This window comes from Streptomyces sp. NPDC097617, assembly GCF_044761485.1.
Classification (GTDB): domain Bacteria; phylum Actinomycetota; class Actinomycetes; order Streptomycetales; family Streptomycetaceae; genus Streptomyces.
Genome location: NZ_JBIWCL010000030.1, coordinates 88,622 through 103,790 on the forward strand (window position 1 = coordinate 88,622; position 15,169 = coordinate 103,790).

Here is a 15,169-nt window from a genome sequence, read left to right on the forward strand (position 1 = left end):
CTGGCGCCGGGCAAGCTAGCACTCCCAGGGCCACCTTCACGGGCACCGTTCGGCTCCCTCCCCCGGCACACTGGAACGCATGGACACACCGACTGCCCTGGGCGAGTTCCTTCGCACTCGTCGCGCCCAGCTCCAGCCCGAGGACGTCGGGCTCCCCACCCACGGCACCCGCCGGCGCGTGCCCGGGCTGCGGCGTGAGGAGCTCGCCCTGCTGGCGGGCGTGAGCATCACGTACTACACGCACCTGGAGCAGGGGCAGAGCACGAACGCCTCGGACAGCGTCCTGGACGCCCTGGCCCGCGCCCTGCGCCTGACCCCGGACGAGCACGCGCACCTGCTGAACCTCGCCCGGCCGCCGCGCGCCAAGCGGGCCGCGTCGCCGCGTCCCGAGTACGCCCGCGCCACCACGCGCCGGCTGATCGCCGCGATGCCGCAGGTCCCGGCCGTCGTCCTGGACGGCCGCAACAACGTACTGGCCTGGAACCCGCTGGGCCACGCCCTGCTCGCCGGGCATGTGGACCTCGAGAGCCCGGACGATCCGGCCGTACGCCCGAACCTCACGCGGATGCTGTTCCTCGACCCGCACACCCGAGAGCTCTACACGGACTGGAAGAGCGAGGCCCGGGTCGCCCTCGCGGCCCTGCGCCTGGTCGCCGGACGCAATCCGCAGGACCGGGCACTCGCCGAGCTGATCGGCTCGCTGATGCTGCAGAGCCCGGACTTCGCCTCGCTGTGGTCCAAGCACCCCGTACGGGACTGCACCGTCGGCACCAAGAACCTGCACCACCCGGTGGTGGGCCCGCTCACCCTCGATTTCGAGAACCTGCACCTCACCGACGGCACCAACCACCGGATGCTGCTCTACAGCGCCCCCGCGTCCTCGCCCTCCGACGCGGCGCTGCGCATGCTCTCGAGCCTGACCGCCGGTCCGGCGGCGGCACCAGGGCACGACAGCCCGAAGCCCGCGTCGGCGGATGCCGACGCGGGCGGGGAGCAGTAGGGGCGGAGGGTGGGGTCGCGGGTCAGTCGCGGGCGGCCGCGGTGACCGGGGTCCGGTCGCCGGACGGCCCATGGGCCGGGGCGGGGGACGGGGCCGGGGCCGGGGCGGGCTGCTGACGGGGCCTGGCGCGGCCGAAGCGGCGCATGGCGGGCATCTCGACGAAGCGGAACAGGAGCCAGCCGCCCAGCAGCGACGCCGCGAAGAAGCCTGCGATCACCAGCAGGGCCACCGGGACGCTGTAGGTGTTCTCGCCCAGCAGCGAGCGGAGGTAGAAGATCGTGACGCCCTGGACGAGGTAGAACCCGAAGGACACCTCGCCGAGCCAGACCATGGGCCGGCTGCGCAGGAAGGTCGCGCGGTCGTCCACGTCGGCCTGGGCGGTGGCGCCGATGAGCGCGGCGACCGGAATGATCGTGGCGACGACGAAGCCGTACTGGAAGGGCGCGACCAGTGCGGCGGCGTAGCCGAGGACGGTCAGGACCAGGGCGGCGCCGAAGCCGACGCGCCGCGGCCAGAGTCCGGCCAGGACGACGCGGGCGAGCAGGATGCCGAGGGCGAACTCGAGGACGCGGCCCAGCGGCAGCAGGTAGCCGAACCAGAACTGCAGGTCGGAGACGGGCGTGATGGCCGACTTCGGGGTGTCGGGAACGACGTAGGTCGAGATCAGCTGGACGGCGACCATGCCGACGACCATCAGGGCGCTCCACACCCACAGGGCCGCGCCCCGGATCTTGCGGATCGGGACGATGAGCAGCGGGAAGAGCACGTAGAAGAGCAGCTCGCTGCCGAGGGACCAGCTCGGCGGGTTCACGCTGAGGTTGACGCTCGCCTGCGGGAACCAGGTGTGGACGAGGAGCAGGTTCGGCAGCCAGTCGGCCGCGCTGGTGACGGCGGCGCCCGCGAAGAGGAGCATCGCGGCGGCGAAAACGACGATGTGGTTCGGGAAGATCTTCAGGAGTCTTCGGCGGAGGAAGGCGGTGACGCGTTCACCGGGCCGTGAGGCCCAGGCGAGGACGAAGCCGGAGAGCACGAAGAAGAAGGAGACGCCGAGGTAGCCGGCCTTGCTGAAGGCCGTCGAGAAGCCGTCGGCGATCGAGGCGTCGGCGAAGGGGTTGATCGGGGCGTTCGGCGGTATCGGGGAGTCGGTCAGGGACGAGTGGAAGAAGAAGACGAGGAGTGCGGCGAAGAACCGCAGGCCGGTGAGGGAGGGCAGCTTGGCCCGCTTCGCGGCTTCGGAGGGCGTCGTGGAGGCCACAGGGAATCGCTCTTTCGGAAGTGGGGTTCGTCGGGGACAGCCGCCGGGACCGTGCTCCGCCGTGCGGTGCGCGGTCCCGGTGGCGCGAAGGGGCGTACGGGACTGCCCGGTGGGGCGGAAGGGGCCTACTGGTCGATCTCGTTGCGGTAGACCATGAGCTTGGCGTCCTTGGCCACGTAGTAGTTCTGGACGGAGTACGCGATGGTGGCGAAGTCGAGGCGGCCGTCCCCGTTGAAGTCGGCCGTGGCGATGCGGGCGACGGACTCCTCGGAGACCCGCCACTTGGCCCAGACGCCGTTGGCCGCGTCGATGGCCTTGTAGTACATGACGCCCTGCCACGGCCACGGTCCGCGCAGGGCCACGAGGAACTCCTCCTCGCCGTCGCCGTCGAAGTCGGCGCAGACGATCTGGTGGCCGGGGCCCTCGCCGTTCTCGTTGGGGTCGCCGTACACGTCGAGCAGGACTCGGTTCCAGCCCTGGCCGCCCTCGGCCTTCGTGTAGACGGCCACGGTGTTGCCGTGGAAGGGCTCGATGGCGGCGACGTACGCCATCGGATCGTCGCCGAGCCGGCCGGCGTTGAGGTCGCCGCTGCCGCGGAAACCGGTCTGCTCGAACTGGGTGAGTTCGCCCGTGCCGATCAGCTCGCGTACCCATTCCTGGCGGGCCTCGTCGAACCAGAGCCAGGTGACGCCCTCGTCGGAGGCCAGCAGCAGGGATTCGAGGTCGGAGCCGGGCACGAGGCCCTGCTTCTTCTCGGCGCCGTGGATCATCCGGAAGTGGCTGTCGTCGATGACGGTCATCGGCCACTCCTGCGCCGTGTGCACGTCGTCGGGCTGGGTGAACAGGACGACGGGCAGTACAGCGTGGACGTCCTCCTTGGCGACGATCGGCAGGCCGATGATCTGGAGCCGGTCGGTGCGGGTGAAGTGCCCGGCGCGCAGGCGGTGCATGCCGGTGGCGCGGCCGACGTAGTGCCGCTTCCAGCGCGACTCGTCCTTGTCGGGGGTGCCCGGGTTCTCCAGCCAGTCGATCTTGCCGCCTTCGGTGTTGGCGTCGTGGATCGTGCCGATCGGGCCGTACAGGTCGTAGCAGACGATGACGTCGGGGTGGCCGTTGCCGCTGACGTCGGCGAAGTCGGCGCCGACCGGCATCGTGATCCGGTCGGCTATCAGCCGGCGGGTCCAGTCGCCGTCGTTGGCGTACCAGTAGATCTCGCCGAGCCGCAGACCGTAGCCGAACAGGTCAGGCTTGCCGTCGCCGTCGATGTCCGGCGCCTCCAGCCAGTAGCCGTCGCGGAGCTGGTCGGCGACGACCTCCGCGGTGAACTTCGGGGCGCGCAGCACGGTCTCGGGGTTCTGGTTCTTGCCGGTGGCGGTCATGAGTGGTTCTCCGGGGAGGTGAGGGCGGTCGCGGGGTGGAGGGTGCGCAGCGCGCGGGGTACGGGGTGGTACTCGATGGCGAGCCAGATGCAGTCGGTGTCGGCCCGGTACTGGTGCCAGGGGTAGTGGTAGGTGCACTGGGGGCCGGTGGCGCAGAACGGGTCCGGGGTGGTGTAACCGGGGCTCATCAGGACGTCCTGGTAGAGCGAGGCGTGGTCGCTGTCCCGGAAGCGCTGCATCCGGCCCAGGCCGTGGACCTGGGTGTGGACCTCGATGAAGTCGTGCTGGTTGTGGACGGCGCAGTCGGTTCCGGCGGGTGAGAACCAGAGGTTGGCGCGGACGTTGAACTCGCGCAGGTCCATGGCGCTCCCGCGCTCGCCGAGTACGTGGACCGGGTCGAACAGGACGGTGTTGATGTCGTCCTGGGGGCTGCGGTGAAGGGCGGTATCGCGGGGGAACTCGCCGGGGGCGAGGAGGTCGGCGAGGTGGGACCAGCCGGGTTCCGCGGAGATGCCGGTGATGTCGGTGCCGTCGGGGGCGGTGCGCAGGAGGAGGAGCGCGTCGGCCTTCTCGATGCGGGTGTCGGCGAGGACGGTCGAGGAGAGCGGGGGGATGGTCTTGCGCGGTTCCTCCGCGATGGTCACGGGTGTCACACCGGGGTTGACGACGATGGTGCGGCCTTCCACGGTGTAGTCCACGGCGTCGCGGACGAGCGCGGCCCTCAGGTACGGGGTGCTGAAGTTCAGCGGGCGTTCGACGGCGGACGGGGTGGCGCTCATACGGCGGTTTCCTCTCCGGGCTCAGGTGCGGGCGAAGTCGGCCGTGCGGGCGAGCTCGACGCTGAGCTCGTCGACGGCGCTGTCGGGGACGAAGGGCTCGGGCGCGGGTCCCAGACCGAAGAAGTGGGCGAGGGCGGCGACCGTGCGGTCGGTGGCCCGTCCGTCGCCGTACGGGTTGGCGGCGGTCGCCATCCGCTCGTACTCGACCCGGTCGCGCAGCAGGGCCAGGGTGCGGGTGACGATGCCCTCGGTGGCCGTGCCGACGAGGCAGGCGGTGCCGGCGACGATGGCTTCGGACCGTTCGGTGACTTCGCCGAGGACCAGGGTGGGCTTGCCGAGCGCGGGTCCTTCCTCCTGGCTGCCGCTGCTGTCCGAGACGATGACGTCGGCACGGCCCATGAGCTTGCAGAAGCTGAGGTACGGCAGCGGGTCGACGACGGTGATGCTCGGGTGGCCGCCGATGTACGGGAGCAGCGCCTCGCGGACCACGGGGTTGCGGTGCAGCGGGACGACGACGCGAACGCCGGGCTCGTCGGCGATGCGGGCCAGGGCCTGGCCGATCTGCGGCAGGTGCGGCCAGGCCTCACGGCGGTGCGCGGAGGCCAGCACGACCCGCCGCGGGTCGCGGTCGAGGTCGGCCAGGGCCGGGTCGCCGTAGCTCTCGGCGCGGCCGCTGGCCCAGCGCAGGGCGTCGATGACGGTGTTGCCCGTGACGGTGATCGTGTCGGCGGCGATGCCCTCGCGCAGCAGGTTGGCCAGATTGCCGGGGGTGGGGGCCAGGTGGAGGGCGGCGACCTGGGCGACGAGCCGTCTGTTGCCCTCCTCGGGGAAGGGTGAACCGAGCCGGCCGCTGCGCAGTCCGGCCTCGACGTGGACGACGGGGATCCGCTGGTGGAATCCGGCCAGCGCCCCGGTCAGGGTGGTGGCGGTGTCGCCATGGACCAGGACGGCGTCGGCGGGGGCGGAGGCGAAGTAGTCCTCCAGGCCGCGCAGGGAGCGGTAGGTGACCTGGGAGAGGGTCTGCTTGGGGGCCATGACCTTCAGGTCCACGTCGGCGGTGAGGCCGAAGGCGTCGAGGGTCTCGTCGAGCATCTGGCGGTGCTGCCCGGTGGAGATCACGACGGGCTCGAAGCGCGGGTCTTCCTGGAGGGCGCGGATGACCGGGGCGAACTTGATGGCCTCCGGCCGGGTGCCGAGGACTACGGCGACGGAACGCATGGCTTCCTCTGCTTTCTGACGTGTCGTGAAGCGTCGTGGCGTGTGGTGACGTACTGGGAATCGAGCCGTGGCGGGGCGTGCGGGTGCGCGGCACGGCGGTGTGCCGCGGGCCTTTCGAAGGGGGTGGCCAGGGGATCGGATCTCGCTGCGAGGGGCTTTTCAGCTGCCCTCTTCCGGCCAAGACACAGCTTTCCCGGAGCCGGCCGGGGAGTCAACGAACACCCGCGGCCACTCGAACAATTGAGCTGGAACGACAGAAGCCCCGCACTCCGGAGACCGGAGTGCGGGGCGTGTGACCTGGGCTTACGGGTGGGCCGGGGTCAGCCTCGGGCAGGCTTGATCGACATGGAGTGCCGGAAGAAGTCCGACGGGTCGTACTTCCTCTTCGCCTGCTGCAGGCGGGGGTAGTTGTCCTTGTAGTAGAGGGTCTGCCACGGCACACCGGACCGGTTGCGCCGGGGGTCGGTGATGTCGCGGTCGGGGTAGTTGATGTAGCAGCCGTCGGTGCTGTCGTCGACCAGTGGCACGCCGCCGGTCGCCGAGAAGAAGTCCTCGTACAGGTCGCGCAGCCAGCCCAGGTAGTACGCGTCCTCGCCCTCGTCCTGCCAGAAGGTCTGGAAGCACATCTTGAAGATGGACGAGCGCTGCGCATTGGCCGTCGCGTCGGGGGCGGCGGCGTTGACCTGACCGCCGAAGGAGAAGAGCACGAGCATGGTGTCCGGATTCTTGAAGTCCGGCCGGCTCATGTACCGGTAGAGCGCGGAGATCTGGTGGTCGGTGAAATTCCTCCGCATGTAGGCGGACTTGTGCGCGCCGCGTGAGGTCGGGTCGGTGATGACCGGGTTGTTGGTGCCGACCAGTCTGGTCGCCTGGAGCCAGGGCAGTGTCCTGGGCTGCGCCAGCTGCGGCATCGCCGGCAGTTCGCCGGTCGGGCGGGTGAGCGCCTCGGGGGTGACTCCCGTACCCGCCGTGATGGCCGCCAGATAGTCGTCGAGCAGCTTTCTCGCGTTCGGCACGGTGGCGTCGACCTGGGTGAACATGCCGAGGCTGCCGTGCGCCTTGGAACTGACGTTGAACAGGCTGGAGAGGTTGCGGTACGGGGAGTCCGGAGCGCTGTTGGCGGCGTGCCAGGCGCCGAAATTCTTCAGCAGCCGGGTGAACTTCGCCTCCGTCAGCTGCTCCCAGGGGAAGTCGACGGCACTCACCAGCACCTTCGACGGCGGGGATATCAGCTGTTCGGAGGGCTCGGATCCCTTCGCACCCGGTGAGCGGAACCAATAGCGGGTCACCAGGCCGAAGTTGCCGCCGCCCCCGCCGGTGTGCGCCCACCACAGCTCCCGGTTCGGGTCGTTCTTCTCCCGGGTGGCCACGACCGTCCGTACACCGCCCTTCCCGTCGGTCACCACCACCTCCACCGCGTAGAGGTGATCGACGACCAGGCCGTGGGCCCGGGAGAGCAGGCCGTAGCCGCCGCCGGCTATGTGCCCGCCGGCTCCGACGCTGTAGCAGATACCGCCGGGGATGGTGACGCCCCAGCCCTTGTACAGGGCCTCGTACACGTTGATCAGGCGGGCGCCCGCCTCGACGACGAACGCGCGGAACTTCGGGTCGTAGCCGACGTACGTCATCTCGGAGAAGTCGATGATGACCTGGGTTCCGGAGTGGGCGGCGAAGTCGGCGAAGCAGTGGCCGCCGCTGCGGACGGAGACCCGCTTGCCCGCCCGTACCGCGTCTCTCAGGGCCCGTTCGGCGTCCGCGGTCGAGCGGACCATCCTGATGTACTCCGGGCGGGCGACGAAACGCTGGTTGTTGCCGGTGGTCAGCATGTCGTAGCGCGGATCACCCGGCCTGACGACGGACCCGGTCCCGGCGGCCGAGGCCCTGGCCGCGGCCGCGTCGCCCGCGGGGCCGGGGGCGGCGGCCGCCGTGGGGCCGGACAGGGCGCCGGCCACCGCCGCGCCTGCGACGACGGCCGCGCTGCGGGTGAGCATGGTCCGGCGATCGACACCGTTCATGTGCGTCTACCTCGACTTCTGTTCGACGATGGAGTGGGTGCCGTACCCGGCACCCGGTGCGGTCGTGAGGGGTGTGCTGGAGGGCGCTGCGTCCGGCCGCGGGTCCGGCCGACGGCCTGTGCCACTCGCGCGGCCCGCCCGGTCGAGCCGACCGGAGAGCACCGCGGTGCCCAGACCGGCGGCGGCCAGCCCGGCACCGATCCAGGTCGGCGAGGTCCACCCCAGGCCGTGGGCGACGGCGAGTCCACCGAGCCAGGCCCCGAGGGCGTTGCCGAGGTTGAAGGCCGCGATGTTCGCCGCGGAGGCGAGGGCCGGCGCGCCGGCGGCCTGCTGCATGACGCGTGCCTGCAGCGGGGGCACCGTGGCGAAGCCGATCGCCCCGAAGGCGGCCAGGGTGATCGCGGCGGGCACGGCGGCCCGCGAGGTGAAGGTGAAGATCACCAGCACCAGGCTGAGGCCGCCCAGGATGAGGTACAGGCTGGGCATCAGGGCTCGGTCGGCGGCCCGGCCGCCGAGTACGTTGCCCACGCACAGCCCGACACCGAAGAGGACGAGGAGCCAGGCGACCGCGCCGTCGGAGAAGCCGGCGCGTTCCGTCATCATCGGGGCGAGGTAGGTGAAGGAGGCGAAGACGCCGCCGAAGCCGAGGACCGTCGTGGTCAGCGCCAGCCACACCTGGGGCTTGCGGAAGACGGCGAGTTCGCCGCGCAGAGCTCCGCGTTCGGGTGCCGGCTGCGCCGGGACCAGGGCGATCAGGCCGAGCAGCCCGACGACCCCGATGCCGGTGACCGCCCAGAAGGTCGAGCGCCAGCCGAACTCCTGGCCCAGGAACGTGCCCAGGGGTACCCCGAGCACATTGGCCAGGGTGAGGCCGGTGAACATCAGGGCGATGGCGCTGGCCCGCCGGTCGGGGGCCACCAGGTCGGCGGCCACGACGGACCCGATCCCGAAGAACGCGCCGTGCGTGAGCGCGGCGATCAGGCGGCCGCCCATCAGGGCGGTGTAGTCGTCGGCCAGGGCACAGAGCAGGTTGCCCGCGATGAAGACGGCCATGAGGACGACGAGCATGGTCTTGCGCGGCAGCCGGGCGCCGGCCGCGGTCATCAGCGGTGCGCCGACGACCACGCCGAGGGCGTAGCCGGTGACCAGCATGCCGGCGGAGGGGATGGAGACGGACAGGTCGTCGGCCACTTCCGGGAGGAGACCGACGATGACGAACTCGGTCGTCCCGATGCCGAAGGCACCTATGGCGAGGGCGAGGAGGGAAGCGCGCATCGGCCCGGTCAGACCTGTCGCAGGGCGCCGCCGTCGACGCTCCACTCGGCGCCGGTGACCTGCCCCGCGAGGGGCGGGAGCAGGTGCGCGATGACGCCGACGACGGTGGCGCCTTCCGTGGACAGGAGGCGGACGGTCGCCTCGCCGATTCCGGACGACGCGCCGGTGACGAGGTACACGCGGTCTTCGATTCGGAGGTCCATCACGTTCCTTGAGGAGAGGAGACCTTGGGAAAGGGGCGACCCGGCACGGTCCGCGGGTCCGGTGGGGCGGATGCGGACCGTGCCGGGCAGCCTCAGGGGGGAGGTGGGGCAGGGGGGCGGGGGACTCAGCCGGTGGGGGTGAGGTCCTTCGCGGCCCTGTTCCGAAGGAAGAGGGCGGTGGTGAGGGTGCCGATGACGACGATCGCGGTGTTCACGATGACCGCGGTCGTGATCCCGGCATGGATATCGGTGTTGGCCGCCGCGATCGCCGACATGATCGGCGTGCCCATCGTGATACCGATCTGCTGCGTCATCGTCGCCAGACCCGTCGCCATACCCTGCTCGTGATCCGGCAGACCCGTCGTCGCCGTCACCATGAAACCGACGATCACCAACATGTTCCCCACACCACCCGCGAACGTCGCGACCAGCAGCAGCCACATACTCGACGAGGTCTCACCCAGCCCGATCAGACCCAACGTCGCGACCGCCTGAAGGACACCACCCACGATCAAAGTCGTGCGCGTACTCGTCGCCGCGATCACCCTCGGAGCAATCGAACCACCGATCACCGTGCCGACACCCAGCACACCGAACGACAGACCCGCCGTCAGCGGCGAAAAATCCAGAACCTCCTGAAGATAAAGCGTCATCAGGAAGACCAGACTCGTCTCCGTCAAAAACGCGACCAGACCCGCGATATTGCCCCACGCCACGGTCTTCTTCTTCAACACCGACACCGGAACCAACGGCGACGCACTCTTCGACTCGATCACATAGAACGCCACCAGCAGCACCACACCCGCCGCCAGCCAACCCAACGCACCACGCGAACCCCAACCGAGCTCACACGCCTGCGGCCACCCGTACATCAGAGCGAGAAGACCCAACGTCACCGCCGTCGCACCCGGCAGATCCAACTTCGGACGCACCGACGGACGCGACTCCTTGATCACCGCAGGAGCAACGAACAACACCGCAAGCGCCACCGGCACATTGATGAAGAACGCCCACCGCCACGACAGCAGATCCGTCAGAACACCACCCAAAATGGCGCCCGTCGTGAAACCCGCCGACATCAACGCACCATTCAGACCCAGCGCCTTCTGACGCAGCGGACCCTCCGGAAACGACGTCGTCAACAGAGACAGACCCGCCGGAGTCACCGCAGCCGTCGCAAGCCCCTGAAAGACACGAGCGACCAACAACATCTCCGGACTCGTCGCCAGACCACCCGCCAACGACGACAGACCCAGCACCCCCAGACCCACCAGGAACAACCGACGCCGGCCGAACAGATCAGCAACCCGCCCGAACAACAACGTGAAACCCGCAGCACACAACGCGAACGACGTCGCGATCCACTGCAGATTCGACAACGAGAAACCAAGCCCGTCACCGATCACCGGCAACGCCACATTCAAAATCGAGAAATCAACCGCCAGCATGAACTGCGCCACCAGCAGCACCACCAGAACCAACCTCAGACGCCCATCCAGACGAACAGGCCCCCCGACTCCTCCCCCCTCCCCTGAACCCGCGTCAACACGCGCTCCCTCGACAACCGACATCGCCATACGTCCTTTCGATCACAACTGGGGGCCTTCCACGTCGAAGGCCGGTACTCGCCGGGCAAACCGGCTCAGGCAGGGGTGTGCGCCGAGGCGCGGCGCCGGAGTTCGTCGGACAGCTCCTGCCAGTCCCGTGCGCACTGGGCGGCCGCGGCAGCGGCCGTCTCTACGCGGTACGGGGGTATTGCTGCGACGATCCGCTCCCACTGCCGCAGTCCGCTCACCTGGAGGTCGAGCATGCGCAGCAGGAGCCTGCCCGCCTCGCTCAGCCTGAGCAGGGGGTCCTTGCACAGGCCGGTGACCAGTGCGGGCAGTGGCTGCCCCCGGCCCCGCGGGGGTACCGGGGGCGGGGCGGGGGCCGAGGTCTCGGCGGAGCGCCGCTGGGCGGCCGGTACGGGATCGGCGCCCTCTCCGATCCGGCGCCGCACGTCTCGCACGGTGGAGGGCGCGATGCCCGCCTCCCGTGCGATCTGCCGCAGGGACGCGGTGGGCCGGCCGGCCAGCAGCCGGGCCGCGGCCTCCCGGCCCCGGACCGGATCGGCCGGCCGGACGCGGCCGTCCTGGCCGACGCGGGCCGGCGGCGCGGGCCCCGGTGGCTCACGGCGTCGCAGCGTCCCGACGGTCCTGGCCGCCAGCCCGGTCCGCCGCGCGATACCGCGGTCGGACCAGTCCGGGTGGGACCGCAGGATCCGTAACGCCGCCGTGGTCCGCTCCGCCTGGGTCAGCGGGAGTCCGTGACTGATGTTGGCCTCGACCGAGAGCACGAACGCGTCCTCGGCGCTGCCGTCGAAGTACGTCACTGCGACCGTGTCCTGCCCGCGCAGTACGGCGGCCCGCAGCCGGTGCGTTCCGTCGATGATCCGCATGGTGGGGCGGTGCACGAGCAGTGGCGGCAGCGTCCGGCCGGAGTGGGCGAGGGCCTGTGCGTGGCTCTCGTCCACCTGCACGCTGCGGGGGGAATCCGCCGCGAGCAGGGTACGGATCGCCACCTCGACCGCGACGTCGGGGTTCTGCCTGGTCCGCGCCACCTGTCGTGTGTTCGGGCCGTCCATGAGTTCACCTCCTTCTCAGCACTCGGAATCTCGGGCGCCGCTCCGTTCGGCGGCCCCGGAGAAGAAATTACGTAACTACCGTTCGGTAACCACCATGGAGACCGAACCCCGTTGAGATTTCGGCAAGTTGGCTGCGAAGGGGCAGGTGGGGTGGGCGACCGCGGAGGTTCCGCGGTCGCCCACCGGCGGCCGCTCAGACCCCGACGAGCTCTTCCGCCCGCACGAACTCCCTGAGCCAGGCCAGGAATTCGGGGCCCAGGTCCTCGCGCTCGCAGGCGAGCCTGACCGTCGCGCGCAGGTACTCGGCGCGGTCCCCGGTGTCGTAGCGGCGGCCGGAGAAGACGACGCCGTGCACGGGGCGGCCGGCCCGGACCAGGGCGCGCAGCGCGTCCGTGAGCTGGATCTCGCCACCGCGTCCGGGTGCGGTGTTCCGCAGCACCTCGAAGATCTCGGGGTCGAGGAGGTACCTGCCGATGACGGCCAGGTTGCTGGGCGCGGTGCCGGGCTCCGGCTTCTCCACCAGCTCGGTGATGCGTACGCCGTCACCGCCCGCCGACCGGTCCACCGCGGCGCATCCGTACAGGTGGATGGCCTGCGGCTCCACCTCCATGAGGGCCACGACGCTGCCGCCGAAGCGTTCCCGCACCTCGGCCATGCGGGCGAGCAGGGGGTCGCGGGGGTCGATCAGGTCGTCGGCCAGGAGGACCGCGAAGGGCTCCTGGCCGACGTGGGGCGCGGCGCACAGGACGGCGTGCCCCAGGCCCTTGGGGTCGCGCTGGCGCACGTAGTGGATGTCGGCGAGTTCGGTGGAGGCGCAGACGCTCCTGAGTTTGTCCTGATCACCCCGGCGCTTCAGGGCCTCCTCCAGCTCGTAGTTGCGGTCGAAGTGGTCCTCCAGCGGCCGCTTGTTGCGTCCGGTGACCATGAGGATGTCGGACATCCCCGCCGCGACGGCCTCCTCCACCACGTACTGAATGGCCGGCTTGTCGACCACCGGGAGCATTTCCTTCGGGGTGGCCTTGGTCAGCGGGAGGAATCGTGTACCGAGTCCCGCGGCGGGGATCACTGCCTTGGTTATCCGGCGAGGTGTGGAATTCATGCCGCCGACGCTAGAGCGCTCCTCGCCCTGTCGACGGGAATTGCCGTGTTTCTCTTGCTACTTGGGCAATTCCGTTTCCGCCGGCGCCGCGATGCCACGCCGGATGAGCCGCCACAGGTCCCTCAGCTCCCCGGCGACCGCGCCGGGGCGCTCGCCCCGGCCGCGGCGCGCCCTGGTGACGACACCCCCGACCAGATGCGCCGTCAGCAGGGTGGCGGGGCACGGGTCGACCTCGGGGTCGAGCTGCCCCTCCTCGGCGGCCTGCACCATCAGCTCCTTGACCTCCGGGAGCCAGCAGCCGCACCAGTCGGGTCCGGCGCCGACGCGCTCCTGGGTCAGCCGGGCCGCGGCGCGCACGGCCGCATCCGTCTCGATCAGCCGGCCCAGGGCCAGGACGAGCGCGGAAACGGTGTCCAGGGCCGGGCCGCCCCGGGCGGTCACTCCCTCGACCACCCTGCGGGTGGCGGCCCGCCCCGAATCCTCGACGGCGGAGGCCAACTCCCCTTTCGCCGCGAAGTGAAAGGTGAGGGCCCCGATCGAAATCCCGGCGGAACGGCTCAGCCGCGAGAGCGAGGTCCCGTCGTACCCATTGCGGTCGAATTCAGCGGCGGCCACCGAGATCAAATGATTACGGGTGCGTACGCCGCGCTCTTGCTTTACCACTGCGCTATCACTGCCATCCAGGTCGTTCCTCACTCGCCACCCCGCCCCACCCGGAGATGGCGACCTCCAGCGTCACCCGGGGGCGGGCCGCCCACAACGCCGACTTGACGAAGAAGCGCCCCTGCCCCGCCGCTCCGCGCCGACCCCGTCACCGGCGCCGACACCCTCCACCTCCAACGTGCCGAAGTCGCGGGGAGGATGCCAGACGTTCGCTAGAAAAAAAACGAACGTTCTGTATTCTACGAGAGTGACGGCGCCTGCCGACGTCCGCAGTGGAGGGGGAGACAGATGACGGCACGGACAAGGACCAGAGCCCTGGCTGCCGGTGACACCGAGCTGAAGGAGTTCGCGGAGCGCCTCTTCGGGCACTTACCGAGAGCCGACCAGCGACGCTGGGCCCGGGTCTACCTGCAAGGACTGCTCACCACCCCGGGGAAGAAGTCCGTACGCAGGCTCGCGGCGTCCGTCACCGGGTCGCCGACCGCCTCCCAGTCCCTGCAGCAGTTCATCAACGCGAGCCCCTGGGACTGGAATCCGGCCCGTACGGAGCTGCTCCGCTGGGTGGAGGAACAGCACCCGGTGCGGGCCTGGTCGATCGGGCAGGTGTGCTTCCCCAAACGCGGCGAGCACTCGGTCGGCGTGCACCGCCGCTTCGACCCCGTCGCCGGACGCATCGTCAACTGCCAGTTGGGTTTCTGCCTGTTCCTGTCCCTGGACGGCATGAGCGTGCCGGTGGACTGGCGGCTGGCCCTCCCCGAGGCGTGGGTGACGGATCCCGTCCTGCGCCGCCGGGCGCGGATCGCACCCGAGGCCGTCCACCAGAGTCCGGAAGCCCTGGTGCTGGACCTCGCCGACTCGATCGCGGCCCGTACCTCTTCGGCGCATCCCCCGGTGGTCTCCGATCTCAGCCGACTCGGCGGGGCCGCCGCGCTGATCGGCATGCTGGGCCGCCGCGGCCACGACTTCCTGGTGTCCGTACCGCCCACCCTCCCGGTCCGCGCGGCCGGCCTGGCGCCGGGCGGCGACGGCGCCCGGCCGCCCGGGCGGGGGACCACCGCGGGCGACTTCGCCCGCCTGGGCAACACCAGCCACCCGTACACCACGGCGCGCACCGGCCCCGGTGCAGGTCCGCAGGGGCAGCGGATCCACTCGGCGCTGGTCCGGGTGCCGGAGGGGGAGGCGACGGCGCGGGGGGTGCGGGGCGTGCAGGGCGTGCAGGGCGTGCAGGGCGTGCAGCAGATCTACCGGCTGTTCGGCGAACGCCGGCCGGGGGCGGGCGGGCGGGGCGGGCCGGTCTGGCTCACCAACATGAACCGGCACCGGATGGACGACCTGCTGGTCCTGGTACGGGGGGCAGGTCGGTCCACTGCGGTGCTCGGGGCGTTGGCGGACGACTTCGGGCTGCTCGACTTCGAGGGGCGGTCCTTTCCGGGCTGGCACCATCACATGACGCTGATGTCGGCCGCGTACGCGTATGCGTTGCGGGGGCGGCGGATGGATGGGCGGCGGTCCGCCTGAGCGGGTGCCTCGGTGGGGTGCGGGGGCGGGGGATCCCGGCTCCGCCGGGCACCGGGCTCCGCCCGGACCCACGCCTCGAACGCCGGCGAGGCGGGAACAGGCGGAGCCGGAGCGGGTCAGCCGCGGATCAGGGACAGGACCT

The 15,169-nt window shown here is 70.7% G+C and carries 13 protein-coding genes; 2 read left to right on the plus strand and 11 right to left on the minus strand.

Annotated elements, in window-relative coordinates; genetic code table 11:
- Nucleotides 1-79: 79 nt before the first annotated feature.
- The gene (locus ACIQZO_RS34465; RefSeq protein ID WP_403634125.1) at nt 80-1,000 is read left to right on the plus strand and encodes a helix-turn-helix domain-containing protein; all 921 of its coding nucleotides are present in this window, start codon (nt 80-82) and stop codon (nt 998-1,000) included.
- A 22-nt stretch (nt 1,001-1,022) separates the two neighbouring features.
- Here the strand turns inward: ACIQZO_RS34465 and ACIQZO_RS34470 are convergent, their stop codons facing one another.
- From ACIQZO_RS34470 to ACIQZO_RS34520, 11 genes are all read right to left on the minus strand, one after another.
- Nucleotides 1,023-2,255, minus strand: a complete 1,233-nt coding sequence (locus tag ACIQZO_RS34470; RefSeq protein ID WP_403634127.1) for an acyltransferase family protein — start codon at nt 2,253-2,255, stop codon at nt 1,023-1,025.
- 125 nt (nt 2,256-2,380) lie between these two features.
- Complete coding sequence (locus ACIQZO_RS34475; RefSeq protein WP_403634129.1) at nt 2,381-3,634, minus strand: FG-GAP repeat domain-containing protein; 1,254 nt, start codon at nt 3,632-3,634, stop codon at nt 2,381-2,383.
- A complete protein-coding gene (locus ACIQZO_RS34480; protein WP_403634132.1) occupies nt 3,631-4,413 on the minus strand; it encodes a hypothetical protein in 783 nt (260 codons plus the stop codon). Before ACIQZO_RS34480 ends, ACIQZO_RS34475 begins: the two co-directional genes overlap by 4 nt.
- A gap of 21 nt (nt 4,414-4,434) precedes the next feature.
- Nucleotides 4,435-5,631 (minus strand): non-hydrolyzing UDP-N-acetylglucosamine 2-epimerase, encoded by a 1,197-nt coding sequence (gene wecB / locus ACIQZO_RS34485; RefSeq protein WP_403634133.1) that lies wholly within the window; start codon nt 5,629-5,631, stop codon nt 4,435-4,437.
- Between the two features lie 320 nt (nt 5,632-5,951).
- On the minus strand, nt 5,952-7,646 hold the full coding sequence (locus ACIQZO_RS34490; RefSeq protein WP_403634135.1) for an FAD-dependent oxidoreductase: 1,695 nt from the start codon (nt 7,644-7,646) through the stop codon (nt 5,952-5,954).
- 6 nt (nt 7,647-7,652) lie between these two features.
- On the minus strand, nt 7,653-8,921 hold the full coding sequence (locus ACIQZO_RS34495) for an MFS transporter (protein ID WP_403634137.1): 1,269 nt from the start codon (nt 8,919-8,921) through the stop codon (nt 7,653-7,655).
- A gap of 8 nt (nt 8,922-8,929) precedes the next feature.
- The gene (locus ACIQZO_RS34500; RefSeq protein ID WP_403634139.1) at nt 8,930-9,124 is read right to left on the minus strand and encodes a hypothetical protein; all 195 of its coding nucleotides are present in this window, start codon (nt 9,122-9,124) and stop codon (nt 8,930-8,932) included.
- Nucleotides 9,125-9,249: 125 nt separating this feature from the next.
- A complete protein-coding gene (locus ACIQZO_RS34505; protein ID WP_403634142.1) occupies nt 9,250-10,695 on the minus strand; it encodes an MFS transporter in 1,446 nt (481 codons plus the stop codon).
- A gap of 71 nt (nt 10,696-10,766) precedes the next feature.
- Entirely contained in the window at nt 10,767-11,747 is a 981-nt protein-coding gene (locus tag ACIQZO_RS34510) for a ParB N-terminal domain-containing protein (RefSeq protein ID WP_403634145.1), read from the minus strand.
- A gap of 193 nt (nt 11,748-11,940) precedes the next feature.
- Nucleotides 11,941-12,846: a UTP--glucose-1-phosphate uridylyltransferase GalU gene (gene galU / locus ACIQZO_RS34515; protein ID WP_403634148.1), complete on the minus strand. Its 906-nt coding sequence runs from the start codon at nt 12,844-12,846 to the stop codon at nt 11,941-11,943.
- Nucleotides 12,847-12,903: 57 nt separating this feature from the next.
- Nucleotides 12,904-13,461, minus strand: coding sequence for a TetR family transcriptional regulator (locus ACIQZO_RS34520; protein WP_403634150.1), 558 nt, complete (start codon nt 13,459-13,461; stop codon nt 12,904-12,906).
- Between the two features lie 336 nt (nt 13,462-13,797).
- On the opposite strand from ACIQZO_RS34520, the gene ACIQZO_RS34525 reads away from it, so the two are divergent.
- Nucleotides 13,798-15,027 (plus strand): IS701 family transposase, encoded by a 1,230-nt coding sequence (locus ACIQZO_RS34525; RefSeq protein WP_403634152.1) that lies wholly within the window; start codon nt 13,798-13,800, stop codon nt 15,025-15,027.
- Nucleotides 15,028-15,169 lie beyond the last annotated feature (142 nt).

What these genes read in the sequence shown, in the direction of transcription:
- ACIQZO_RS34505 (WP_403634142.1), bottom strand. Translation starts at nt 10,695, where the DNA reads ATGTCGGTTGTCGAGGGAGCGCGTGTTGACGCGGGTTCAGGGGAGGGG.
- wecB (WP_403634133.1), bottom strand. Translation starts at nt 5,631, where the DNA reads ATGCGTTCCGTCGCCGTAGTCCTCGGCACCCGGCCGGAGGCCATCAAG.
- galU (WP_403634148.1), bottom strand. Translation starts at nt 12,846, where the DNA reads ATGAATTCCACACCTCGCCGGATAACCAAGGCAGTGATCCCCGCCGCG.
- ACIQZO_RS34495 (WP_403634137.1), bottom strand. Translation starts at nt 8,921, where the DNA reads ATGCGCGCTTCCCTCCTCGCCCTCGCCATAGGTGCCTTCGGCATCGGG.
- ACIQZO_RS34465 (WP_403634125.1), top strand. Translation starts at nt 80, where the DNA reads ATGGACACACCGACTGCCCTGGGCGAGTTCCTTCGCACTCGTCGCGCC.
- ACIQZO_RS34490 (WP_403634135.1), bottom strand. Translation starts at nt 7,646, where the DNA reads ATGAACGGTGTCGATCGCCGGACCATGCTCACCCGCAGCGCGGCCGTC.
- ACIQZO_RS34510 (WP_403634145.1), bottom strand. Translation starts at nt 11,747, where the DNA reads ATGGACGGCCCGAACACACGACAGGTGGCGCGGACCAGGCAGAACCCC.
- ACIQZO_RS34525 (WP_403634152.1), top strand. Translation starts at nt 13,798, where the DNA reads ATGACGGCACGGACAAGGACCAGAGCCCTGGCTGCCGGTGACACCGAG.
- ACIQZO_RS34500 (WP_403634139.1), bottom strand. Translation starts at nt 9,124, where the DNA reads ATGGACCTCCGAATCGAAGACCGCGTGTACCTCGTCACCGGCGCGTCG.
- ACIQZO_RS34480 (WP_403634132.1), bottom strand. Translation starts at nt 4,413, where the DNA reads ATGAGCGCCACCCCGTCCGCCGTCGAACGCCCGCTGAACTTCAGCACC.
- ACIQZO_RS34475 (WP_403634129.1), bottom strand. Translation starts at nt 3,634, where the DNA reads ATGACCGCCACCGGCAAGAACCAGAACCCCGAGACCGTGCTGCGCGCC.